Annotated in this window: 18 protein-coding genes and 1 pseudogene; 9 read left to right on the forward strand and 10 right to left on the reverse strand. The window is 62.0% G+C overall.

What is annotated here, in order from left to right:
• Positions 1–54 precede the first annotated feature (54 nt).
• The gene (locus LPJGGPFB_RS29695) at positions 55–300 is read right to left on the reverse strand and encodes a beta-barrel domain-containing protein (protein ID WP_173423535.1); all 246 of its coding nucleotides are present in this window, start codon (positions 298–300) and stop codon (positions 55–57) included.
• A 231-nt stretch (positions 301–531) separates the two neighbouring features.
• Here LPJGGPFB_RS29695 and LPJGGPFB_RS29700 point away from each other — a divergent pair, with 231 nt between their 5' ends.
• Positions 532–2,025: a sensor histidine kinase gene (locus LPJGGPFB_RS29700; protein ID WP_234903142.1), complete on the forward strand. Its 1,494-nt coding sequence runs from the start codon at positions 532–534 to the stop codon at positions 2,023–2,025.
• 139 nt (positions 2,026–2,164) lie between these two features.
• On the opposite strand, the gene LPJGGPFB_RS29705 is transcribed toward LPJGGPFB_RS29700, so the two are convergent.
• The 3 genes from LPJGGPFB_RS29705 to LPJGGPFB_RS29715 form a co-directional block, all read right to left on the reverse strand.
• Positions 2,165–2,845, reverse strand: coding sequence for a response regulator (locus LPJGGPFB_RS29705; RefSeq protein ID WP_173423536.1), 681 nt, complete (start codon positions 2,843–2,845; stop codon positions 2,165–2,167).
• 451 nt (positions 2,846–3,296) lie between these two features.
• Positions 3,297–4,457 carry a CobW family GTP-binding protein gene (locus LPJGGPFB_RS29710; protein ID WP_173423537.1) on the reverse strand — a complete coding sequence of 387 codons (1,161 nt, stop codon included), beginning with the start codon at positions 4,455–4,457 and terminating at the stop codon, positions 3,297–3,299.
• A 12-nt stretch (positions 4,458–4,469) separates the two neighbouring features.
• Entirely contained in the window at positions 4,470–5,546 is a 1,077-nt protein-coding gene (locus tag LPJGGPFB_RS29715) for a D-alanyl-D-alanine carboxypeptidase family protein (protein ID WP_173423538.1), read from the reverse strand.
• A 185-nt stretch (positions 5,547–5,731) separates the two neighbouring features.
• On the opposite strand from LPJGGPFB_RS29715, the gene LPJGGPFB_RS29720 reads away from it, so the two are divergent.
• On the forward strand, positions 5,732–6,895 hold the full coding sequence (locus LPJGGPFB_RS29720) for a M20 aminoacylase family protein (protein WP_115421169.1): 1,164 nt from the start codon (positions 5,732–5,734) through the stop codon (positions 6,893–6,895).
• Positions 6,896–6,917: 22 nt separating this feature from the next.
• Positions 6,918–7,382 (forward strand): Lrp/AsnC ligand binding domain-containing protein, encoded by a 465-nt coding sequence (locus LPJGGPFB_RS29725; RefSeq protein ID WP_077502818.1) that lies wholly within the window; start codon positions 6,918–6,920, stop codon positions 7,380–7,382.
• 56 nt (positions 7,383–7,438) lie between these two features.
• On the opposite strand, the gene LPJGGPFB_RS29730 is transcribed toward LPJGGPFB_RS29725, so the two are convergent.
• Positions 7,439–8,488: an NAD(P)-dependent alcohol dehydrogenase gene (locus LPJGGPFB_RS29730; protein WP_173423539.1), complete on the reverse strand. Its 1,050-nt coding sequence runs from the start codon at positions 8,486–8,488 to the stop codon at positions 7,439–7,441.
• 219 nt (positions 8,489–8,707) lie between these two features.
• Here LPJGGPFB_RS29730 and LPJGGPFB_RS29735 point away from each other — a divergent pair, with 219 nt between their 5' ends.
• Positions 8,708–9,649 (forward strand): AraC family transcriptional regulator, encoded by a 942-nt coding sequence (locus LPJGGPFB_RS29735; RefSeq protein ID WP_173423540.1) that lies wholly within the window; start codon positions 8,708–8,710, stop codon positions 9,647–9,649.
• A 54-nt stretch (positions 9,650–9,703) separates the two neighbouring features.
• Here LPJGGPFB_RS29735 and LPJGGPFB_RS29740 read toward each other — a convergent pair whose 3' ends face one another.
• Positions 9,704–10,186 carry an Lrp/AsnC family transcriptional regulator gene (locus tag LPJGGPFB_RS29740; RefSeq protein ID WP_051509126.1) on the reverse strand — a complete coding sequence of 161 codons (483 nt, stop codon included), beginning with the start codon at positions 10,184–10,186 and terminating at the stop codon, positions 9,704–9,706.
• An 80-nt stretch (positions 10,187–10,266) separates the two neighbouring features.
• On the opposite strand from LPJGGPFB_RS29740, the pseudogene LPJGGPFB_RS29745 reads away from it, so the two are divergent.
• A pseudogene (locus tag LPJGGPFB_RS29745) lies at positions 10,267–13,324 on the forward strand (aminotransferase class III-fold pyridoxal phosphate-dependent enzyme).
• Between the two features lie 212 nt (positions 13,325–13,536).
• On the forward strand, positions 13,537–14,547 hold the full coding sequence (locus LPJGGPFB_RS29750; protein WP_173423541.1) for an amino acid ABC transporter substrate-binding protein: 1,011 nt from the start codon (positions 13,537–13,539) through the stop codon (positions 14,545–14,547).
• Between the two features lie 478 nt (positions 14,548–15,025).
• Here the strand turns inward: LPJGGPFB_RS29750 and LPJGGPFB_RS29755 are convergent, their stop codons facing one another.
• The 4 genes from LPJGGPFB_RS29755 to LPJGGPFB_RS29770 form a co-directional block, all read right to left on the reverse strand.
• On the reverse strand, positions 15,026–15,913 hold the full coding sequence (locus LPJGGPFB_RS29755; RefSeq protein ID WP_173423542.1) for a branched-chain amino acid ABC transporter permease: 888 nt from the start codon (positions 15,911–15,913) through the stop codon (positions 15,026–15,028).
• Positions 15,914–15,939: 26 nt separating this feature from the next.
• Positions 15,940–16,677, reverse strand: coding sequence for an ABC transporter ATP-binding protein (locus tag LPJGGPFB_RS29760; RefSeq protein WP_234903143.1), 738 nt, complete (start codon positions 16,675–16,677; stop codon positions 15,940–15,942).
• A 91-nt stretch (positions 16,678–16,768) separates the two neighbouring features.
• Positions 16,769–17,932, reverse strand: coding sequence for an ABC transporter substrate-binding protein (locus LPJGGPFB_RS29765; protein ID WP_173423543.1), 1,164 nt, complete (start codon positions 17,930–17,932; stop codon positions 16,769–16,771).
• A 34-nt stretch (positions 17,933–17,966) separates the two neighbouring features.
• Positions 17,967–19,844, reverse strand: coding sequence for a branched-chain amino acid ABC transporter ATP-binding protein/permease (locus LPJGGPFB_RS29770; protein ID WP_173423544.1), 1,878 nt, complete (start codon positions 19,842–19,844; stop codon positions 17,967–17,969).
• A gap of 179 nt (positions 19,845–20,023) precedes the next feature.
• On the opposite strand from LPJGGPFB_RS29770, the gene LPJGGPFB_RS29775 reads away from it, so the two are divergent.
• The 3 genes from LPJGGPFB_RS29775 to LPJGGPFB_RS29785 are packed head-to-tail and all read left to right on the forward strand — an operon-like array spanning position 20,024 to position 22,994.
• Entirely contained in the window at positions 20,024–20,905 is an 882-nt protein-coding gene (locus LPJGGPFB_RS29775; protein WP_173423545.1) for an SIS domain-containing protein, read from the forward strand.
• A 43-nt stretch (positions 20,906–20,948) separates the two neighbouring features.
• Positions 20,949–21,611: a cysteine hydrolase family protein gene (locus LPJGGPFB_RS29780; protein WP_173423546.1), complete on the forward strand. Its 663-nt coding sequence runs from the start codon at positions 20,949–20,951 to the stop codon at positions 21,609–21,611.
• Positions 21,612–21,647: 36 nt separating this feature from the next.
• The gene (locus LPJGGPFB_RS29785; RefSeq protein ID WP_173423547.1) at positions 21,648–22,994 is read left to right on the forward strand and encodes a glutamine synthetase family protein; all 1,347 of its coding nucleotides are present in this window, start codon (positions 21,648–21,650) and stop codon (positions 22,992–22,994) included.
• The last annotated feature ends 2 nt before the right edge of the window (positions 22,995–22,996 follow it).

Below are 22,996 nucleotides of genomic sequence, written 5' to 3' on the forward strand. Positions count from 1 at the left end.
TGAAGCCGGATTATCGGCTTCATCCCTGCGGTCCGCGCTTTACCAAACGCCCCCTCATTCCTCGCGGAAGGCTCTGAGCATCTGGTCGGAGAATGGTTTTGTGAGGTACGAGATCGCGGTTCTCTCATCGGTCTGGACGAACACTTCGACGGGCATTCCGGGCATGAGCTTGCGGCCGCCGAGCTTGTCGAGCGGTTCGGTGATCTCGACGGTTGCGAGATAGAAGGGTTGTCCGGTGTTGCGGTCGAGCGACTTTGGTCCCCACCGTTCTCGGACCTTAGTCTGAGCAAGATTTCGCATGCCGGCGTTGCGCGAATGTCCGCAAAGCTTTGGCACCCGCCTCGGGCAGCCCTGCCTGTGACGCAGGTCCTTCTCGGTTGGAAAGTTAACCGTAACCATTTGATTGACTACAGAATTCCCTTGCCTCAATTGCGACTTTTGGCTTCTTTTGACGGACGATGCCGGAATTGGCGGAGGCATTTTTAAGGAATAGAGCATATAAGATCGCAGAAACGCGATCGGACAAGTCTCATGGATGCCGGCGGGAACAACACCGAAATGGCCAAGCGCATCTTTCCGCTGAACCTGAGCAGTTCAGCCACTCTGCAAAAGCTGGCGTCGACATTCCAACGGCTCCGGCTTGAAGTTCGGTTCATCATCATCGCCTCGTTTATCGTCGTGGCGCTGATGATCGCGCTCGCGATCTGGACGACAAGCCGCCTTGAGAGAACCGTGTTCAACAGCGTCGGCTCGCTCGGCGCCGCCTATCTTCAGACGTTCGTTGCACCGCTGATCTCCGAGGAAGACATCAAGAGTGGCGTCCTTCCGCCCGTCGTAGAAGACAAGCTGAAGCTGCTTCTCGGCACCAGCGCTCTCGGTCAGCATGTGCACGAACTGAAAATCTGGGGTCCCGACGGGGGCCTGATGTATTCGACGTCAGGCAAGCAGATCGACGAAGAGGTTGTCTTTGAAGAGCTGCAGCGTGCCTTGGCGGGAGAAATCGTCGTCTCTCGCACCATGATCGAGAAGCATGAATATACCGGCGAAGAGCAGCGCGGCATGTACATCGAGGTCTACGCGCCCCTCGTGCGCGATGAGGCCGGCAAGGTGCTGGTGGTCGGCGAATTCTACGAGCGTCCCGATTTTCTGAGGGGTGAGCTGTCAACTGCCTGGCGCGAGACGGTCACCATCGTGCTCCTCGTTTCGGTGCCGATGCTGGCGCTGCTCTTCCTGATCGTGCGTAGCGGCAGCCTGCTCATCGATCGGCAACACGCGGCCATCCGCCACAGTCTTGGACGGGCACTTGAACTGTCCAACCAGAACCGTCGGCTGCGCGCAGCGGCAGAAACGGCCCGACTCGAGGCCGGCAAGCTCAATGAGATGATCCTCGACCAGATCGGATCCGATCTGCACGACGGCCCGGTCCAACTGCTGACCTTGCTCAAGTTGAAGCTCAGCGACATGGCCTCGCCGCCGACCGGCGGCCAAACCGCAGCGGCCATCAAGCCGCAAGAAATCGACAGGCTGGTCAGCACGGTTACGACGGTTCTTGAAGATCTGAGGAACATATCCTCCGATCTCGTGCTGCCGGAACTCGACGACATGTCGCTGAACGATACGATCCTGCTCGCGGTAAGGCGGCATGTGGATCTCATAGGCCGCGATGTCGATGTGGTCGGGCTGATCGCATCGCAGAAGGTGGATGCACACCTGAACATCTGCGTCTATCGCTTCATCCAGGAAGCGTTGATGAACAGCGAACGGCATGCGCCGGGCAACGGCCAGCATCTGCGCTACGGCACGCGCCACAACCGTCTGTTCATTACAGTGGCCGATGTGGGCGACGCACCATCGACATCAGTGACCCCGCGCAGCACGGCGCGGACCGGGCTCGGTACCATCACGCAGAAACGCCGCATTCGCGCCTTTGGCGGCCGCATGCGGATGATCCGCCGGCCAAACGGCATGGTGGTGACCGCGGTTCTGCCGCTCGATCACAGCGGCGGCCCGTTCGATCGTCCATAGATTTGGTTGATTGTTCGTCGACTTGCACAATCGCCGTCACGGCTCAGAGCGCCGCATTCGCGCGGAATGCGGCGCTCTGGTGCATTGTTTCTGCAGCATCTTGTCCGCCTTCGGTGAAACCACTCGAAGGCAGGATGCTCTAGTTGATGCGCCGTGATGCGCCGCGCTCGGCAGAGCCGTCGGGCAGGACATCCAGGCGCTGCGCTGCCAGCACCACTTCCACACGGTTCCTGACATCGAGTTTCTGCATCAAGACCGTCATGTAATGTTTGACGGTCTTTTCGCTGATATCAAGACAGGCCGCTATTTCGCGGTTCGTGCTGCCACGCATGAGATGGCGAACGATCTGCTCCTCGCGCAGGCTCAGGCGTCGTTGTGCCTGAGACCGCCGGCGGATTTCCGCTGTTTTCATGGCCATGATGACCTTGGTCGCGAACCCCGCCGTGATGAACGTCTCGCCGTCATAGACGGTGCGTATGGCCTCGTGAAGGTCGCTGGCGCTGCTGCCTTTCAGCACATAGCCAGAGACTCCGTAATTCAGGACTTGTATCGCGGTTTCAATGCTTGAATTTGCGGTGAAGACGATGATCCGCGTGTCTTTGTATTTTTGCGCAACCAGCTCGATAGCCGCAATGGCGTCGCCGGGCATGCTCAAATCGAGCACGAGAACTTGAGGTGAAAATTCTTCAACTATTTTCAAAGCATCGACCGCGTTTTCGCCCTTCGCGACGATCTCGAGGTCACTTTTTCCAGAATATAAACTGACCAGCCCTTCCAGAAGGATCGGATGGTCGTCAACAAATGCAACTGATATCGACATGGTCGTTGCTCTCCCTCCGCAACGAACATGCTAGTTCATCAGGTTCGCGTTTAAAAGAACACACTTAACTTCTAGTTAATTTAGAAAGTGAACGGATACCGCGGCGGCACGAACGAAGATACGGGTGGTACGTCTGAAACACAGCCGAAATATTCGCGTTGTGATCTAAGAAATAGACAAGCACCCTTTAGACGGGAACCCGTAAAATCCAGACTATTACAATCTTTACAATTGCTTATGCGACCAAAGGGTCACTCGGCTGGGCGCAACCCGGGAGGAGGGAAACGCGAGGCAGCGTTTTCTGGAGAATCTCGGTACATTTTAAGTAACGCCAGAATATTAGCCCAAAAATGTTTGCCGTCGCCGCCAATGATCACCCGAAAGTACTACGGATTTTAACCTTATTGCACAGCATTGGCAGAAAGACGCCGCCGACTGCAGCGTTAAAATCCTAGAACTTCATGCCGGGGACAACCAAGGGATTGTCCGAAAGCGCCTGGGCATCGGGACGATCGATTCGCGGCTTTCCGGTGAAGGCATCGAAAAGGTCGCGCACGAAAGCTTCGCTCAGCCCCTTGGTGATCAAGACCATGCGTGTCCGCCGATCGACCGGATCCGGCCAGGCGGTCAGCCGCTCCGGGGTATGAAAGACGTTCTGCACGCCGTGAAGCACCAGCGGTCGCTCCGGGTTGTCGGAAACGGAGACGATCGCCTTCATCCGCAGCAGTTTTTCGCCATGGGCCGAGCGCAGGAGATCGATGAACATGTCGAGCGCCATCGGTTCGATCGGCCTGTCATGCAGGATGCTGAACGAACGAATGTCCGCACCATGACGGGTCACATCGTGGTGGTGGTGGTGGCCATGGTCGTGGTGATGGTGATGGTGATCCCCACCATGGTGATGGTGGTCGTGACCATGGTGGTCGTGGTCGTGATCCGCCTCGTCCTGCAGCCAGCGGCCGACATCGGCGATCTTCGAGGCCGGGTCATAGAGGCCGCAGGCAAATAGTTCACCCTTGCCCGCCTCGGGACCGTCTCCGTCGATGAATGGCGCACGCGGATTGATCCCGCGCAGGCGCGACCGCAGCTCGTCCAGTTGCTTGCCATCGGCGAGGCCAGCCTTGCTGATGACGATGCGATCAGCGACCGCGACCTGCTTCAGCGCTTCCTCGTGGTTGGCAAGCGTCTGCAAGCCATTGACCGCATCGACCACCGTCACCACACCGTCGAGGCGGAAACTCTGGGCGATTATCGGATTGCCGATCACCGACTGCAGCACCGGCGCCGGGTCGGCAAGCCCGGTCGTTTCGATGACGACGCGCTTCAGCGGCTTGATGCGCCCCGTCTGCATCCGGTCCATGAGGTCGGCAAGCGTATCCACCAGTTCGCCGCGCACCGTGCAGCACAGGCAGCCGTCGGAAAGCTCGATGACGCCGTCGCTCGAGGCTTCCACCAGGAGGTGATCGATCGAGACATCGCCGAACTCGTTGATGATCACGGCCGTGTCCGAGAGATCCGGATCCTTCAGCAGACGGTTCAAAAGCGTCGTTTTGCCCGCACCGAGAAAACCGGTCAGGATCGAAACCGGCACCGCCGGCAGTGGGCTAACCATGGAAAACTCCGATCAGAGGCTCGGCCGCGGCACCGGGATCGGCACATTGGCGACGTCGCCCTGGCCGGCCGGATCAGAGCCGGCCTTGGCCAGCTTGTCGCCGCTGCCGGGGATGAGGCCGGCAAAGGCCAGCTTCAGCGGGCGGTTGATCTCGTGGATGAACGGCGAAAGCAGCTTCTGCCGTCCGGCTTCGTCGCGACCTTCGCTGCGCACCTTGGCGGCGGCCTGCGAGCAGATCTGCTTGCTGACGTCGGCAACCAGGTCGCGTGTTTCGCCATAGGGCGCAATCTGCACCAGCGATGGCTTGGCCGCTCCCGAGGTCGTCAGCGCCATTTGCAGCAGCCGCGCGGATTCATCGGCACGGGCGCCGAGGCTGTCCTCGCCAAGCACGACCGAAACGACGCTGCGGCCGTCGCGCGTCGCTGAGGAGACCTGGTTGAAACCGGACGCGCAGATGAAGCCGGTCTTCATGCCGTCAGCGCCTTCGAAGCGGCCGATCAGCATGTTGTAGTTCGGGTAGTCCTTCTTGCCGGTGGTAAATCCTTCCAGCGAGAAATAGGAAGCATATTCGGGAAACTCGCGCTTCAGCGTGATCGCCAGCACCGCAAGGTCGCGCGCTGTGGTGTACTGGCCCGGCCCCGGCAAGCCGTTGGCGTTGACGAAATGCGACGACGTCATGCCGATGCGGCGCGCCTCGGAATTCATCCGGTCGATAAAGGCGGGCTCGGAGCCACCAACGGTTTCGGCGATCGCCACCGCCACGTCGTTGGCCGACTTCACCAGCATCATCTTCAGGGCGCTGTCGAGCGTCATCGCCTGGCCGGGCTTGTAAAACATCTTGCTCGGCGGCTCGGAGGCGGCGTTCTTGGTCATCACGACCGGGCTCGTCAGCGCCAGCTGTCCCGATTTGATCGCCCGGAAGGCGGTATAGGCCGTCATCAGCTTGGTCAGCGATGCCGGATACCATTTCTGGAAGATATCCTGGTGCTCGTAAACCTTCAGTGTATTGACGTCGACGACGAGCCGCGGATTGGCAAATGCCGGCAAAGCCATGAGAAGGCTCGCGCAGGTGCCAGCCACGACACCCATTGCCTTTGCCTTGCCACGCGTGAAAAATCCTGCTGTCACTACCATAGACCTCGAAATTCCGCTGTTGCCTCGTCTCGTTCGGCTATTTAGCCTATATGGCGAGGAGATGGCAAAGCCCATTCATTGGCTGCTGCGCCAATCCACCGCAGATAGATGTGATCGAACAGACCGACAGGACGTATCTCATGCCGATTCTCAACCGTGCCGCCGAACTGCAAAACGAAGTCACCGAATGGCGGCGTCATCTGCACAAGAACCCCGAGCTCCTGTTCGCGGTGGAAAATACGGCAGCCTTCGTCGAAAATAAACTGAAGGAATTTGGCGTTGACGAAATCGTGACTGGCCTTGGCCAGACGGGCGTCGTCGGCCTCATCAAGGGCAATCTCGGTCCCGGCCGCACCATCGGCCTTCGTGCCGACATGGATGCGCTGCCGATCACCGAGACCACTGGCAAGCCCTGGGCGTCGGAAACATCCGGCAAGATGCACGCCTGCGGCCATGACGGCCACACCGCCATGCTGCTTGGCGCGGCCAAGTACCTGGCCGAGACGCGCAACTTTGCCGGCAGCGTCGCCGTGATCTTCCAGCCAGCCGAAGAAGGCGGCGGCGGCGGCCATGAGATGGTCAAGGACGGCATGATGGAGCGGTTCGACATCGCCGAAGTCTACGGCATGCACAATATGCCGGGCATGCCCATTGGTCATTTCGGCAGCCGCGTCGGCGCGATCATGGCGTCAACGGACGAGTTCACCATCACCATCAAGGGCCGCGGCGGCCATGCGGCCCAGCCGCACAAGACGATCGACCCGATCGTCATCGGCACCCAGATCGTCACCGCGCTACAGACGATCGCGTCGAGAACCGTCGATCCGCTCGCATCGGTCGTCGTCTCGGTCACCACGTTCAACGCCGGCTTCGCCCACAACGTGATCCCGGAGGAAGCTGTGCTCGGCGGCACCGTGCGCACACTGAAGCCGGAAGTGCGCGATATCGGCGAGACCCGCATCCGGCTGATCGCCGAAGGCATCGCCGACGTCTATGGTGCCACCGTCGACGTCTGGTACAGCCGCAACTATCCCGTGACCGTCAATCATGAGGACGAAACGGCCTACGCGCTGAAGGCGGCTGCCGAAATCGCCGGCGAAGGCAACATCAGGCCGTCGCTCGACCCGATGATGGGCGGAGAAGACTTCTCCTATATGCTGCTCGCCCGCCCGGGCGCGTTCATCTTCATGGGCAACGGCGACACCGCCGGGCTGCACCACCCCGCTTATGATTTCAACGACGAAGCGATCCCGCACGGGATCTCCTATTGGGTGAAACTCGCGGAAACGCGACTTGCCGCCTGAGGCGCGGGCGGGAGGCGGCACCATGCATCAGATCGACAAGATAGACCGTAGAATTCTCAACATCCTGCAGGCGGACGGCCGGATCACCAATCTGGAGCTTGCCGATCGCATCGGCCTGTCGCCGACGGCGACCAGCGAGCGGCTGCGCCGGCTGTTGAAGGAAGGCTATGTTTCGGGCTTCGGCGCCCGCCTCGATCCGCAGAAACTCGGCTTCGGCCTGCTCGTCTTCATCGAGGTCATGCTCGACAAGACGACGCCCGATGTCTTCGACCAGTTCGCGACCGCCATCAAGCAGGCGCCGGCCGTGCTCGAATGTCACATGGTCGCCGGCGGCTTCGACTATCTCGTCAAGACCCGCTTCGAGGATATGGCGGCCTACCGCAACTTCCTCGGCCAGGTGCTGTGGACGCTGCCGGGGGTCAAGGAGACCCGCACCTACGCCGTCATGGAAGAGATCAAGAACGACGGCCCGCTGCCGCTCGTTTGAACAAAACAAGAATGGTCCCGGGACCCGATCGGCACCCGGGACCATTTCCGACAAGCTTATGCCGCGTTAAGCGAAGCCATGTCGATGACGAAGCGGTAGCGCACGTCGCTCTTGACGACCCGCTCATAGGCTTCATTGATCTCCTGGATCTTGATCGTTTCGATCTCCGAAACGATGTCGTGCTCGCCGCAGAAGTCGAGCATTTCCTGGGTTTCCTTGATCGAACCGATCATCGAGCCGGAAATGCTGCGGCGCGCGGGCACCAGCGAGAAGGCATGCACCGGCACGGCATTTTCCGGGATGCCGACCAGCACGAAATTGCCGTCGACCTTCAGCAGGTTGACATAGGCGTTCCAGTCGATCTCGGCCGCCACCGTGCAGATAATCAGATCGAACGTGCCCTGCAGCGCCTTGAAGGTTTCCGGATCATTGGTGGCATAGTAGTGGTCCGCACCGAGCTTCAGCCCGTCTTCCTTCTTGGAAAGCGTCTGGCTGAGAACGGTAACATCAGCGCCCATGGCGTGGGCAAGCTTGACGCCCATATGGCCGAGACCACCCATGCCGACGATCGCGACCTTCTTGCCGGGACCAGCCTTCCAGTGACGGAGCGGCGAGTAGAGCGTAATGCCGGCGCACAGCAGCGGCGCCGCCGCATCGAGCGGCAGGTTTTCCGGGATCGACAGCACGTAGCCTTCCTTGACGACGATGCTATCGGAATAGCCGCCCTGGGTCGCGGTCTTGCCGTCCGCCTCGAGGCCGTTATAGGTCACGACCAGACCCGGCATGTAATGTTCGAGATCGAGATCGCGCGTCGCACAGGTGGTGCAGGAATCGACGAAACAGCCGACGCCGGCGCGGTCGCCGACCTTGAACTTGGTCACCTTGGAGCCGACGGCGGTGACGATGCCGACGATTTCATGGCCGGGAACCATCGGGAACACCGAGTTGCCCCATTCGTTGCGTGCCTGGTGAATGTCGGAGTGGCAGACGCCGCAATATTTGATGTCGATCACCACGTCGTCGTCGCGCGGCTCGCGACGTTCGAAGGTGAAGGGCGTAAGCGGTTTCGACGCGTCGGTCGCCGCATATCCTCTTGCAATGGCCATCAGTCTGTCCTTCAATTTTGGGAGATGCGAAAAGCCGAGCGTTACCGGCAGATCGCAGGCAGGGACTATGCGTTCGCCATCGACAAAAGCGTTATCGCGATCCTGCAAAGTTTTTGCCCGATCCTGCAAGAATGAAAAATGCATAATGGCAAGTACGCTCCGAAGCCCTATCTGAGCATAGCCTCACACAATGCTAAGCCACTGGAAAGACCAAAGAATATGACAGCCACGCGACAGACTGCCAGACAGGACATGATGGACGTCATTGCCCGGATCACCGGGAAAGACGGCGATCACCGGACTGCAATCCCCGGTTTGAGCATTCATCGTCATTCCGGCGATGCGCCGGTCAACTGCGCCGCGTACAAGCCGAGCCTTGCGGTCATCGTTCAGGGCGCCAAGCGCGTGGTGCTGGGCGACGAGACGCTGATCTATGGCGCATCCGATTATCTGCTGACGTCGATCGACCTGCCGGTGTTGTCGCAGGTCTGCAAGGCTTCGGCCGATGAACCCTATCTCAGCTTCGCCTTCCAGATCGATACGGCCAAGATCCCGGCATTGCTCGATTTTCTGGCGCAGGGGCCACTGCCAACGACCGCCTCGCCGCGGGGTATGACGGTCAGCAAGATCACGCCTGACCTCGAGGACGCAGCCCTCCGGCTCCTGCGCCTGCTCGACCGGCCCGATGACATTCCGGCACTGCTGCCGCTGGTCGAGCAGGAGATCCTCTATCGCCTGGTCACCGGCCCACACGGCCATCGGCTTCGCCAGATGGCAACCGCCGAGAGCCAGCCTCACCAGGTCGGCCGCGCCGTCGCCTGGCTGAAGGAGCACTACTCCCGGCCATTGCGCATCGACGACCTGGCAAGCCGCGTCTCGATGAGCGTCTCGTCGCTGCACCACCATTTCAAGGCGATCACGGCCATGAGCCCGCTGCAGTACCAGAAGCAGTTGCGACTGCAGGAGGCACGGCGCCTGATGCTGGAGGAAAGCCTCGATGCGGGCGACGCCGGCCATCAGGTTGGCTACGAAAGCCAGTCGCAGTTCAGCCGCGAGTATGCCCGCCACTTCGGCGAGCCGCCGATGCGCGACATCGGCCGCGTGCGCCGAACGCTGGTCGAGCGCTTCGCCGGCGGGGCGGAAATACTGAGCGAAGGCTGAGCGAAAAGGTCTCAGCTTCCTTCCATATCCCCCGTTTCGATATCCCCGGGAATATCAGCTCCGTTCGATATCCCGCCGGAGCACGATCGACGTCGTCAGGTCCTCGACATTATCCATGGTCGCCACCTCATTGCGCAGTTCGTTCAGCGCATTGATCGATCCGACCTCGACCTCGACCACCAGATCGAGCTGGCCGCTGACGGACGAAACCTTGCGTACCGAGGAAAAGCCCGCGAGCCGGTCGAGCACGCCGATCGATGGCGTGCGCTGGAGGGTGACGAGCAGGAAGGCCTGGATCTGTCCCTCCTCCAGCTGGCCGATATCGGCGCGGTAGCCGCGGATGATGCCCGCCTTTTCGAGACGCGTGACCCGCTCCGTCGTCGCACTTCTGGAAAGCCCGATCCGGCCCGCCAGCGACTTCATCGGGATGCGCGCCTCCCGCGACAGGATGCTCAGGATCGTCCGGTCGATCGCGTCGATGTCCTGCATGATTTCTGCCTCCGAGCGCGCCGACAAGATGACGGTTATTATAAACATAATGCCGGTGCAACCGGCATATTGCCGGATGCATGCCTGGGCCGCTCGTGCAACTCTGCCGCCAAGACAAAGGGCTCCCTATGAACGACATGCTGAAGACGACACCAGACTTTTCCATCGACCAGGCGGCAGCGTTGCTGAAGCAGCATTACGGCCTTTCCGGCACGCTGTCGTTGCTTGCCAGCGAACGCGACCAGAACTTCAAGGTCGAGGCAGAAGGCGGCGCCAGCTATATCCTGAAGGTCGTCAATGCCGCCGAACCGGAGGTCGAGAGCGATTTCCAGACGGCGCTGCTGAGCCACGTCGCAACCTTCGCCGGTGAATTGCCGGTGCCGCACATCCGGCCGACCCTGGCCGGCACCAGCCTTGCCGAAACCACCAGCCAGCACGGCGTGCACCACCGGCTGCGTCTCGTCAGCTGGGTATCGGGCGTTCCGCTTGCCGAAACCGGCCGCAACGCCGCAGCGCTCCAGTCGCTCGGCCATATGCTCGGCCGCTTCGACGCCTCGCTGAAGGGCTTCATGCATCCGGGCGCGCTGCGCGACCTCGACTGGGACATCCGCAACGCCGGCCGTTCGAGGGACAGGCTCGCCCATATCTCCGCCCCTGAAGACCGGGCGCTGCTGGAACGTTTCCTCGCCCGCTTCACGCAATCGGTTGAGCCGAAGCTGGCGACGCTGCGCTCGGCCGTCATTCACAACGACGCCAACGACTGGAACGTGCTGGTCGACAAATCAGATCATGACCGTATCTCGGGCCTGATCGATTTTGGCGACGCGCTTTATGCGCCTGTCATCGCCGAAGTCGCGATTGCCGCCGCCTATGCCGGGCTCGACCATCCCGATCCGATCGGCGCCACGGCCGCCATCGCCCGCGGCTTCCACGCCGAATATCCGCTGCTGGAAGAAGAAGTCGATCTTCTCTTCGACCTTATCGTCATGCGCCTCGTCACATCGGTGACCATCTCCGCCTCGCGCCGCGCGCACACGGCCGACAATCCCTATCTCGCGATCAGCGAAAAGCCGGCCTGGACACTGCTGCGCAAGCTCGACCGGATGAACCGTCGCTTCGCCACCGCGATCCTGCGCAAGGCCTGCGGTTTTGAGGCTGCACCCGGAACGCGCAGCGTTGCCGCCTGGATCGCCGACAACCGCAAGACGCTTACGCCCCTTCTGGAGCGCCCGGCTGCGACCTATCCGGCAGCGCTCGTGCCCTATGGCGATCCTGATCATCCGATGACGGTCAAATCCGCAGGCGAACAGCCGGATGAAGCCCAGTCCATCTGGGAAGACTATTGCCGCGAAAACGGCATCGACCTCGGCATCGGCCCCTGGGGTGAGGCCCGCACGGTCTATGCCGGCGAGATGTTTGTCTCGCGGCTGGTCGAGAACAACCGCCGCACCCACCATCTCGGCCTCGACCTGTTCATGGCCGCCGGCACCAAGGTCTTCACACCAGTGGCCGCCACTGTCGTCAGCGTCGAGATCGAACAGGACCCGCTTGGCTATGGCTGCCTGATTGCGCTTCGCCACGAGCCCGAGGGCTGCCCGCCCTTCGTGTCGCTCTGGGGCCATATGGCGCATGAGGCGATCGGCCGGATCAGGGCCGGCGACCGGCTCGAAGCCGGCGCGCTTGTCGGTGAAATGGGAACGCCGAAGGAAAACGGCGGCTGGGCGCCGCACCTGCACCTGCAGCTTTCCATCGACCCCAGCCTCTCGGCCACCGAAATCCTCGGCGTCGGCGAACCGCAATATCTCGACGTCTGGGCCGAACTCTTCCCCGATGCGCGCACCTTCGCCGGTATTGCCGAAGAGTTTTACGCGAAAACCGGTCGCGCGCATGACGAGATCGTCAAGCTGCGCAAGGAACTGCTGCTGCCGAACCTCTCGATCTCCTACGAAAAGCCGATCAAGTTCGTGCGCGGCGAAGGCGTCTGGCTGATCGACGATCAGCGGCCGCGCCTATCTCGACTGCTTCAACAATGTCTGCCACATCGGCCATGCCCATCCGGCCGTGGTCGAGGCCATGGCGAAGCAGGCAGCGACCCTCAACACCAACACCCGCTACCTGCACGACAACATCGTCGCCTATGCGGAACGGCTGACAGCGACGCTGCCCAAGGAATTGACGGTTGCCGGTTTCGTCAACAGCGGCTCGGAAGCAAACAGCCTGGCACTGCGCCTAGTGCGCGCCCATACCGGCCGCGAAAATGCCATCACGCTCGACTGGTCCTATCACGGCACCACGCAGGAGCTGATCGACATCAGCCCCTACAAGTTCCGTCGCAAGGGTGGCAAGGGTCCGAAGCCGCATGTGCATGTGGCTAATGTTCCCGACAGCTATCGCGCCCCGGCGGACTGGCCGGCCGAGGAACACGGCAAGCGTTTTGCCGAAAGCGTTGCCGAGCAGATCGCCGCCATGCAGGCCAAGGGCGAAGGTCCCGGCTTCTTCATCGCGGAATCGATCCCGAGCGTCGCCGGCCAGGTGTTCCTGCCCGACGGCTACCTGAAGGAAGTCTACCGCCTGGTGCGCGAAGCCGGCGGCGTCTGCATCGCCGACGAGGTCCAGGTCGGTTTCGGCCGCGTCGGCAGCCATTGGTGGGCGTTCGAGACCCAAGGCGTGGTTCCCGACATCGTCACCATGGGTAAGCCGATCGGCGATGGTCATCCGCTCGCCGCCGTCGTCACCACTCGTGAGGTCACCGACAGCTTCAACAACGGCATGGAGTACTTCAACACCTTCGGCGGAAACCCGGTTTCCTGCGCCGTCGGTCTCGCGGTGCTCGATGTCATCGAGGGCCAGGGCCTGCGCGGCAACGCGCTTGCCGTCGGCAACTATCTCATCTCCTCCTTCAAGGCGATGCAGGCGCGCTACGAGGTGATCGGCGACGTGCGCGGCATGGGGCTGTTCCTCGGCATCGAGCTGGTGACCGACCGCAAGACCAAGGCACCCGCCACCGAATTTGCCCGGGCGGTTTCCAACGGCGCCCGCCAGCGCGGCGTGCTGATGGGGACGGAAGGGCCGCATGACAACGTCTTGAAGATGCGCCCGCCGATGATCTTCTCGAAACGCGACGCGAATCATCTGCTCGCCGTGCTCGAAGAGACCTTTGCGGATGTGAGCAAAAGGCTCGGTTAAAGCATTTCCAGGAAAAGTGCGGAGCGGTTTTCCGTCAGGAAATGCTTAAAAACAGAGACATAGAGCGTTTCTGTGTTTCCGTCTAAATCGGAAACGCTCTAAAGGCCGAGCTCGATACCGCCGAAAAGACAGCCAGTTGGCCGGGACGCACACGCGCCCCGGCAGCGAAGACGCATGCCTTCAAAACAGCATAACAAGAGGAGAACAGGACAATGAAATCAGCAATTCTAGCGCTTGCGAGTGCGGCGTTTCTCGCCGGAACGGCCGCCAGCGCCGCCACGCTCGACGTCGTCAAGGAACGCGGCGAACTTCGCTGCGGCGTCAGCCAGGGCGTGCTCGGCTTTTCCGCGCCGAACGACAAGGGCGAGTGGAGCGGCTTCGACATCGACTTCTGCCGCGCGGTCGCAGCCGCCACACTCGGCAACCCGGACAAGGTCAAGTACGTGCCGCTCTCGACCAAGGAGCGTTTCACCGCGCTGCAGTCGGGCGAAGTCGACCTGCTTTCGCGCCAGACCACCTGGACACTGTCGCGCGACAGCGATCTCGGCATGAGCTTCGTCGGCGTCAACTACTATGACGGCCAAGCCTTCATGGTGCGCAATGACCTTGGCGTGAAAAGCGTCAAGGAACTTTCGGGCGCCTCAGTCTGCACGGAAACCGGCACGACCACCGAGCAGAACATGGCCGACTATTTCAGCTCCAACAACATCCAGTACCAGGTCATCGCCTTTGAAAAGCCCGACCAGACGATCCAGGCTTTCAACACCGCACGCTGCGACGTCTACTCGACCGACGCCTCGGCGCTCTACGCGCAGCGTCTGACGCTGAACGACCCGGACCGCTTCGTCGTCCTGCCCGAAGTCATCTCCAAGGAACCGCTTGGCCCGGCCGTGCGCCAGGGCGACGAGCAGTGGTTCAAGGTCGTCCGCTGGACCTTGTTCGCGATGATCGAAGCCGAAGAGCTTGGGATCACCAAGGAGAATGCGACGAAGATGCAGGAGAGCGGTACGGTCGGCCAGAAGCGCTTCCTCGGCATCGACAACGAAGCCGGCAAGGCTCTGGGTCTCGGGCCGACCTGGGCCTTCCAGGCGATCTCCGCCGTCGGCAACTACGGCGAAGTGTTCGAAAAGCACCTAGGCAAGGACAGCGCGCTCAAGATCGACCGCGGCCTCAACAAGCTCTGGAACCAGGGCGGCCTGATGTACGCGCCGCCGGCGCGCTGATCCAAAGCAAATCCGGGGAAGGCCTTTCCCCGGAACTGCGCCAACCAACAGACCAGCCAACCAACTCGCCGCGGCCCTCACCGCGGCGTTTTTTTGTTTCCGGAATTTGGCGAAAGACGACAGTATTCTGCCTTTCCAGAGCAAGGCCTTGGCGTAACGTCCCAGCGGCAGCTTTCCAAGGGCGCTGGAGGGCCGGACCGCGCGGCGACGATCGACAAGTATCCCTCATCACGGCAAGATCGGGAAATCAGCAGTCGGACCACAAGACCCCTCATTTCTGTGCTTGTGACAGAAATCTCTAGCAGTTCCATAGGAACTGCGGGACCAGCTCAAGTCCTTGGGCTGGAAAGTCCTTCGGCCCGACCGACGTCGGGCCACTGGATTCCGGCACAAGGCCGGAATGAGGGAGTGGGACGGTCTTGTTCAAACAGCGGGGTCCGTGATCCGCGGCGTTTCCAACCAGTAGGCCGCAAGCCCTTCAGAGCTTGACGATTGTCTTGCGTGCAAGCAGGCCCTGCGGCGCGAAGAGAAGCACACCGATGACGAGCAGGATGGTGAAGGCGTCGCGGTAGCTGAGCAGGCTTTCCGGCAGATAGGCCTGCAGGAACACCTCGATGAAGCCGAGCAGGAAGCCGCCGGCAACGGCACCGGAAAGGCTGCCGAGCCCGCCGATGATCGCGGCGATGAACGCCTTGAGAACCGGCAGGAAGCCCATCAACGGATCGACGCTGCCGCGCTGCGCCACCCAGAGAATGCCGGCAACACCCGCGAGCAGCCCGGAAATGGCAAAGGCGGTCGCCACAACTGCGTTGGCGCGAATGCCCATCAGCCGGACGATGGCGAAATCCTCGGATGCCGCGCGCATAGCCCGACCGAGAACGGTGGTGCGCAGGAACAGATTGAGCCCGACGAGCATAATGACGGTGACGAGGATCGAGGTACCCTGGATGAGGCCGAGATGTAGGCCGCCGATCTCGATCGTGCCGGAAAAGCTCTCCGGCATCGGCACGGGCTTCGGCCGCGCAGAGATGAAATTCTGGAAGATGACGCGCAGGATGGCGCTGACTGCAAAGCTGGTCAGAAGCAGCGTGGTGCCGCTGGCACCGCGCACCGGCCGGAAGGCGACGCGCTCCATCAGCATGGCAAGCACGACGGCGATCATCAGCGCGCCGAAGACGGCGAGCGGGAACGGCAGGCCGAGCAGCAGCGCGAAGCACAGGCCGTAGCCGGCTGCCGTCATCAACTCGCCATGGGCGAAATTGATCAGCCCCATGATCGAGAAGACGACCGCAAGCCCGAGCGCGAGAAGCGCATAGGTGCCGCCGAGGCTGAGCGCATTGACCAACTGCTGCAGGAACATGTCCATTGTCGTGACCTCTTTGCCCCCGGGCCTCAGGCGCCGAGATAGGCGCCCTGGATTTCGGTTGAATTGCGAAGCTCGGCGGCAGTGCCGGAGAGCACGATGCGGCCATTCGCCATGACGTAGCCGGCGTCAGCGATTTCAAGCGACAGCGCGACGTTCTGTTCGACCAGCAGGATGGTCAGGCCCTTCTGGCGCAGGCCGGCGATCAGGTCGAAGATCAGGTCGACAACCTGCGGCGCGAGCCCAAGCGAAGGCTCGTCGAGCAACAAGAGGTCGGGCGAAGACATCATCGAACGCGCGATCGCCAGCATCTGCTGCTCGCCACCGGACAGCGAACCGGCCTTCTGGCTGAGACGTTCTTTCAGGATCGGGAAGCGCGAAAGCATGTCTTCGCGCACTTCGGAGATAGCACCCCGCGCCTTGTGCATGGCGCCGCCGAGCAGCAGGTGCTCGTCCACCGTCAGGCTCGGAAAGATGCGCCGCCCTTCAGGCGTCAGCGTCATGCCGAGCCGGACGATCTGTTCCGGCGGCAGGCCGGAAATGTCCTGGCCATTGAACGACACTCGCCCTGCCCTCTTGGCTGCCAGCCCCACCAGCGCATTCAAAGTCGAGCTCTTGCCGGCGCCGTTGGCGCCGAGCAGCGTAACGATCTGGCCCTTGCCGACGGTGAGGTCGACACCCTTCAGCGCCTCGACGGCACCATAGGCGACCTTGAGGCCACTGACTTCGAGCAGCGGTTTCTGCGCGGGAATTTCACTGTGCATCATCGGGGCAAAGTCCTTGCCATGGATTGCGAGACGGCCGTCTCCGGCCGATCGATCTCCGGCACCCTCGCCGGAGATCGCAAGCGGCGACAGTTCAGGGAGCCGGGATGTCGGCTGCGGCCGGAACACCCTGGCTGATCAGCTCGCGGTTGCCGCCTCCGATGCGCACCAGCGACACCGAGCGCAGCGGCATGCCCTGCGTGCCGGCGTAGCTGATCGGACCGGTGACGCCCTGGACGTTTTCGAGCGAAGCGATGGCATTGCGGATAGCGACCGGATCAGTGCTGTTGGCTTCGGTCACCGCTGCGTCGATTACCTTGCCGAGATCGTAGCCGTTGGCGATGTAGACCGTATCCGGCTCCTGGCCGAACTTCTCCTTGTACTTGACGTTGAAGTCGGCAAGCGGGCTGCCCTCGCTGGCAAAGCCGGCGGTGGTGAACACCACGCCGTCGACGGTGGCGCCAAGGCCAAAGGTCGTCGGCGAATCGATGCCGTCACTGCCGAGGATGGGGATGGTGACGCCGGCGCCACGCAGCTGACGGATGAAGGCCGGGAAATCGGGCTCGTAGGCAGCCGTCATGATCACGTCGGGCGCCGGGTTCATCGCCTTGATCTTGGTGACTTCAGCACCAAAATCCTGCTGGCCCATGCTGAAGGTACCTTCGCCCAGAAGCTCGCCGCCCTTGGCCTTGAAGGCTACACCGAAATATTCCGGAAGCTTCAGCGTATAGGCGCTGTCGGGAGACTTCAGGATATAGGCCTTCTTGTAACCCTTCTCGACGGCGTAGGTTGCAAGCACCGAGGCCTGGACGTTGTCGGCCGGATAGTTGCCGAACATGTAGTCGCCGACAGCAAGCGGCATGGTCGGGGTCGTCGCGCAGAACGAGAAGGCCGGGATCTGCGCAGCCTGCGTCACCTGGCCGGCAGCGATCGACGGATCGGCGTCGCAGGGGGTGATCATGATCTTGACGCCCTCGTCGACCAGTTCCTGCGCCACCAGCGCGGTCTGGGCGGCGTCCGAGCGGGTGTCCTTGGCAACGAGCTTGATCGGGAACTTGCCGGCAGCACCGCCGGCCGCATTGATTTCCTCGACCGCCATTTCCAGGCCCTTCAGCGACGGCTGGTCATAGGGTGCAAGGCCGCCGGTCTGGGCGGTGGCAAGGCCGATCACCAGATCCTCGGCGAATGCCGGCAGCGGCGACAGCGCGAAGCCGCCAAGGATGGTGGTGAGGCACAATGTCCTGAGACTGGATTTCATCGGTAAGCTCCCTCTTTCTGATTTCGTTTGCTGATCAAGCTGGATTTTGAAGACCGCTTGCACTCGGCTGGAGGCCTCCGGCCTCGACAGCTTCGCGTTTTGCCTGCCCCGCCGAGCGGCGACGGCCGATATAGGCTTCGATCACGGCCGGATTGGCCTGGATCTCCGCCGGCGTGCCGATGGCGATCTGTTGGCCCTTGTTGAGGACGACGACGATATCGCAGAGCCGCATGATCAGTTTCAGGTCGTGCTCGACGACGAGCAGGCCGAGGCGATACTTCGTGCGGATGCGGTCGAGCACATGCATCAGCTCCTGCGTTTCGGCCGGGTTCATGCCGGCCGCCGGCTCGTCGAGCAGCAGGTAACGCGGCTTCAGCGCCAGCGCGCGGGCAATCTCGAGACGACGCTGCGCACCATAGGAGAGCGTGCCGGCGAGCTGATCGGCAAAGCCGTCGAGCCCGACCTCGGCCAGCACCAGCCGGGCGCTTTCCATCGGGTCCTCGCCGTTGCCCTTGAGCGCGCTTGCCGCCACTGTGACGTTCTCAAGCACGGTCAGGTTCTTGAACAGGCGGATGTTCTGAAACGTGCGTGCAAGCCCGGCAACGGGAACGGCATGCACCGGCAGCGACGCGATATCCTTGCCGTCGATCAGCACGCGGCCACTCGAGGGCGGCACGACGCCGGAAACGCTATTGATCAGGGTCGACTTGCCGGCGCCGTTCGGGCCGATCAGGCCAGTGACGAGGCCAGGCTTGATCTCGAAATTGGCATTTTCCAGCGCAACGAGGCCGGCGAATTTCTTGCCGAGATTTTCGACCTTGAGCGTTCCGCCCGCCGGGATCGGCGCAATCTTTTGCGCACCGTCAGACAATACCGCAGGCTTGGCGGCGAAGCGCTTCAGCCAGCCGAGACGCTCGTCTAGCTCCCGGACACCGAAAAGCCCGTCCTGCAACCGGTACATCACCACCAGGATCGCGACGCCGATGCCGATATCGGTCAGGCCAAAAACCGTCGGCAGCGTGACGAAGCCGAGGTCGACGCCGCCTTCGAGTTTGCGCAGAAGCTCGACGATCAGCATGATCACCGCCGTGCCGCCGACGGCACCCGATACGGTGGTGACGCCGCCGAGGATCAACATGGCGAGCAGCACGAAGGTCAGGTTGAAGTAGAAATCCTTGGGTGAGAAGGCGCCGAGGAAATGCGCCAGCAGCGCGCCGGCGGCCCCCGCCAGAATGGCGCCAAGCACCCAGCCGATGAAACGATGGAGCTTGACGTTGACCCCGACAGCCGTCGAGGCGATCTCGTCCTCGCGTGACGCCCGGAGCTTCAAGCCGGCGCTCGAGTCCCGATAGAGACGCGCAACGGCAATTGCGGCGATGGCAAAAGGCAGCGCCACCCACAGGTTGACCGCGCGCGGAATGCCGAAGAAGGTCTGGCTGCCGCGAGTGATGTCGGTCGATGCAACCAGCACCACGTGGACGATGACAAGAAAGCCGAGCGTCGCGATCGACGCCGATGAACCGGCAAGGCGCGCAACGGGTATGCCGATCAAAACGGCGACCAGCGCCACCACCACCAGCGCCACGGCAAGGGCCGGCAGGAACGACATGCCGATGCCGGCCAGCCATTCCGGCAGATGCGGCAGTGCCGTCTTCTGGACGATCGGGTTGATGGTCAGTAGTCCGGACGCATAGGCACCGATCGCCATGAAGCCGACATGGCCGAAGGAAACGATGCCGGAATTGCCGGCATACATGCCGATGCCGAGCACCGCGATCACGTTGATCATGAACAGCGTCACGAGGCGCTCGCCGCTGCCCGGAAAGACCGACGAGGCGACGGCAGCAGCCACCAGCAGCGGCAACGACGTTAAAAGGATACCGACGACGGTTTCTCGCCTGACGCGAACCATCTGCATTCCCCCGATTTGTCGGCCCGCCGTTCATTTTTGGCTCGGGCCAGTTCCCGAAATGAAAGTTATCCCATCTCGATCAAATGTCAATCTTGTTTCAAAAAACATTCTCTGCTAGCAATTATGTAACAAAAATTAGAAATCGGGGTTCAAGCCATCGTTTTTGGGAGGCGGAAATCGTGGCAATCCGGGATCGACTGACAGACGGAACCATCACCTTCACACGATCGGAACTGAAGATCGTGCGACAGCTGCTGGCGAACTATCCGGCAGCGGGACTGAATACCGTTGCCTATCTGGCCTCCTCGGCGGGGGTCAGCAATCCGACCGTCGTGCGCTTTGCCAACACGCTCGGCTTCGAGGGTTATCCGGAATTTCAGAAGGCATTGCTCAGCGAAGTTCAGGAGCGCATGAGCTCGCCGCTGTCGATGCTCGACGAGCGACGGCCGTCGCTGGAGCAGGAGAATTTCTACCAGTACTTCCTGCGCGCCAGCATCCATGCGCTCGAAGCCTCGATGCAGATGCTGCCGTCGGAGGATTTCGAGGCAGCCGTCGACGCAGCCGCCGACACGAGCGCGCGAGCGCATTGCCTCGGTGGACGTTTCAGCGGCTTTCTCGCCGGCCTGCTCTGGTCGCATATGAAGCAGCTCAGGGGCGACACCCGCTGGATCAACGGCAGCCAGGCCGACCAAGTCGATCAGCTCGTCGATCTCGGCAAGCGCGACGTGCTGTTCGTCTACGATTACCGCCGCTACCAGAACGACACCATTCGCTTCGCCCGGCAGGCGGCCGCACAAGGCGCCCGTATCGTACTGTTCACCGACCGGTGGCTTTCGCCTATCGCCGATTTTGCCACCGTCACGCTGACGGCGCCGGTCGACACGGTCTCGCCCTATGACACGATGGTGCCGGCAATCGCCCAGACGGAAGCGCTGATCGCGGCGCTGACGGCCCGTCTCGCCACCCAATCCCGTGCCCGCATCGAGAAGATGGAGGAGCTGCGCCGCGGCTACGCCATCACCGAAGACGCTCTCAACCCGAACGTCGACGACGGCCGCTGACACGCCTGCCGCAAGGCCAGAACCACAACCGAGGAGAATCCGAATGAGTGCCGTTACAGTGAAGGTCGGGGACGACATGCTGAGACGCGACAGCGACTACGAGCGCGGCCGCACGTCAGTGCTGTTCGTCGACATGCAGCGCATCTGGTGCGAACCCAATCTCGATCCGACCCACCCGCAGGACGCCGACAGCTATTATCACAAGCGGCTGCGCCAGACGGTGATCCCCAACCAGGTCCGCATTTTGGAGGCCGCCCGCGCTGCGGGCTGCGAAGTGCTGCACACCATCATCGAGAGCCTGACGCTTGACGGTCGCGACCGCTCGCTCGACCATAAACTGTCCGACATGCATGTGCCGAAGGGCTCGCCCGAAGGTCAGGTCATTCCGGAGCTGGCGCCTATCGACAACGAGATCGTGCTGCCGAAGACCTCGTCCGGCGTCTTCAACTCCACCAACATCGATTACATCCTGCGCAATCTCAACACCCGCTACCTGATCATCGCCGGCGTCATCACCGACCAGTGCGTCGACATGGCAGTGCGTGATGCGGCCGATCGCGGCTACCTCGTCACCGTCGTCAACGACGCTTGTGCGACCTACAGCCCCGAGCGCCACGAAGGCGCCCTTCGCGCCTATTCCGGCTACTGCTGGACCACCGATACCGACACTGTCGTCAGCCGCATTCAGGGCCTGCGCCAGGCCTGAGCCATCGCCGAAGATCTTGAGACAAGAGGGGAATTCATGACCGAGACCAACAACGGCAAGGCGCACTCCGCACTGACGGAACTCGCAACCTTCGTCACCACCGATATCGCCGGCATCACCCGCGGTCGCAGCTTCGCCGCCTCGCAGATCGACGACTACCTGCGCAAGGGCGTCGGCTGGGTCCCGGCCAATCTGGCGTTGACGCCGTTCGACCAGATTGCCGAGAACAATCCCTGGGGCTCTTCCGGCGACCTCCGGTTGATGGCCGATCCGGCGAGCAAGGCGCGCGTCACCTGCCTGCCCGACGTCACGCCGCTGCATTTCTATCATTCCGATATCACCGACCTCAAGGGCGACCCGTGGGAGTGCTGCGTGCGCAGTTTCCTCAAGCGCACCCTTGAGGAGTTCGAGCGTGAGGCCGGCCTGAAAGTCATCTCCGCCGTCGAGCAGGAATTCCAACTTCTCGGCGTCGATTGGCCCGACGCGCCATCCTTCGGCCTGCGCGCCGAGCGCCGTGCCGACCCCTTCGGCCCGCTGCTGATGACGGCGCTGCAAGAGGCGGGTGCCGAGCCGGAAATGTTCCTGCCGGAATACGGCAAGGACCAGTTCGAGATCACCTGCCGGCCTGCGGATGCACTGACGGCGGCCGACCGCGGCGCGACGATCCGCGCCATCACCAAGGAGGTAGCAGCGCTCTTCGGCTGGAACGCGAGCTTTGCGCCGAAGACGAGCGCCAACGGCGTCGGCAACGGCGTGCACCTGCATGTGAGCTTCACGGATCTTGACGGCAACCCGGTCACCTTCGACGCATCCCGCCCAGGTCGCTTGTCGAAAGTTGCCGGCTCCTTCGCCGCCGGCGTCATCCGCCATCTGCCGGCATTGACTGCCTTCACCGCCCCGTCGGTGCTGTCCTACATGCGGCTCGTTCCGCATCATTGGAGCGCCGCCTATACCTGCCTCGGCGAGAAGAACCGCGAGGCAACGCTGAGAATTTGCCCAACGCTGGATCTTCCCGGCAGCAACCCGGCCAAGCAGTTCAACATGGAATACCGCGCCGCCGACGCCTGCGCGAGCCCGCATCTGTCGTTGGCCGTGCTGCTGAAGGCCGGCCTCGAAGGCATCCGTGCCGGGCTCGAACAGCCGCCGCTGATCAACTCGGACCCATCGGATTTTTCCGACGCGGACCAGAAGAAGCTCGGCATCCGTCGCCTGCCGTCCAGCCTGCCGGAAGCACTCGAAACGCTTGCCGAAGACAAGGTGGTGACCGGCTGGTTCGCCAAGGACTTCCTCGATTGCTACGTCGCGATGAAGCGCAAGGAAATCGAGATCGTCGATGGCCTCTCGCCTGATGAACTCTGCGCCCGCTACGCGGCCGTCTACTGATA

The organism is Ensifer adhaerens, assembly GCF_013283195.1.
Taxonomy (GTDB): domain Bacteria; phylum Pseudomonadota; class Alphaproteobacteria; order Rhizobiales; family Rhizobiaceae; genus Ensifer; species Ensifer adhaerens_G.

What these genes read in the sequence shown, in the direction of transcription:
- LPJGGPFB_RS29695 (WP_173423535.1), bottom strand. Translation starts at nt 300, where the DNA reads ATGCGAAATCTTGCTCAGACTAAGGTCCGAGAACGGTGGGGACCAAAG.
- LPJGGPFB_RS29700 (WP_234903142.1), top strand. Translation starts at nt 532, where the DNA reads ATGGATGCCGGCGGGAACAACACCGAAATGGCCAAGCGCATCTTTCCG.
- LPJGGPFB_RS29705 (WP_173423536.1), bottom strand. Translation starts at nt 2,845, where the DNA reads ATGTCGATATCAGTTGCATTTGTTGACGACCATCCGATCCTTCTGGAA.
- LPJGGPFB_RS29710 (WP_173423537.1), bottom strand. Translation starts at nt 4,457, where the DNA reads ATGGTTAGCCCACTGCCGGCGGTGCCGGTTTCGATCCTGACCGGTTTT.
- LPJGGPFB_RS29715 (WP_173423538.1), bottom strand. Translation starts at nt 5,546, where the DNA reads ATGGGTGTCGTGGCTGGCACCTGCGCGAGCCTTCTCATGGCTTTGCCG.
- LPJGGPFB_RS29720 (WP_115421169.1), top strand. Translation starts at nt 5,732, where the DNA reads ATGCCGATTCTCAACCGTGCCGCCGAACTGCAAAACGAAGTCACCGAA.
- LPJGGPFB_RS29725 (WP_077502818.1), top strand. Translation starts at nt 6,918, where the DNA reads ATGCATCAGATCGACAAGATAGACCGTAGAATTCTCAACATCCTGCAG.
- LPJGGPFB_RS29730 (WP_173423539.1), bottom strand. Translation starts at nt 8,488, where the DNA reads ATGGCCATTGCAAGAGGATATGCGGCGACCGACGCGTCGAAACCGCTT.
- LPJGGPFB_RS29735 (WP_173423540.1), top strand. Translation starts at nt 8,708, where the DNA reads ATGACAGCCACGCGACAGACTGCCAGACAGGACATGATGGACGTCATT.
- LPJGGPFB_RS29740 (WP_051509126.1), bottom strand. Translation starts at nt 10,186, where the DNA reads ATGTTTATAATAACCGTCATCTTGTCGGCGCGCTCGGAGGCAGAAATC.
- LPJGGPFB_RS29750 (WP_173423541.1), top strand. Translation starts at nt 13,537, where the DNA reads ATGAAATCAGCAATTCTAGCGCTTGCGAGTGCGGCGTTTCTCGCCGGA.
- LPJGGPFB_RS29755 (WP_173423542.1), bottom strand. Translation starts at nt 15,913, where the DNA reads ATGGACATGTTCCTGCAGCAGTTGGTCAATGCGCTCAGCCTCGGCGGC.
- LPJGGPFB_RS29760 (WP_234903143.1), bottom strand. Translation starts at nt 16,677, where the DNA reads ATGATGCACAGTGAAATTCCCGCGCAGAAACCGCTGCTCGAAGTCAGT.
- LPJGGPFB_RS29765 (WP_173423543.1), bottom strand. Translation starts at nt 17,932, where the DNA reads ATGAAATCCAGTCTCAGGACATTGTGCCTCACCACCATCCTTGGCGGC.
- LPJGGPFB_RS29770 (WP_173423544.1), bottom strand. Translation starts at nt 19,844, where the DNA reads ATGGTTCGCGTCAGGCGAGAAACCGTCGTCGGTATCCTTTTAACGTCG.
- LPJGGPFB_RS29780 (WP_173423546.1), top strand. Translation starts at nt 20,949, where the DNA reads ATGAGTGCCGTTACAGTGAAGGTCGGGGACGACATGCTGAGACGCGAC.
- LPJGGPFB_RS29785 (WP_173423547.1), top strand. Translation starts at nt 21,648, where the DNA reads ATGACCGAGACCAACAACGGCAAGGCGCACTCCGCACTGACGGAACTC.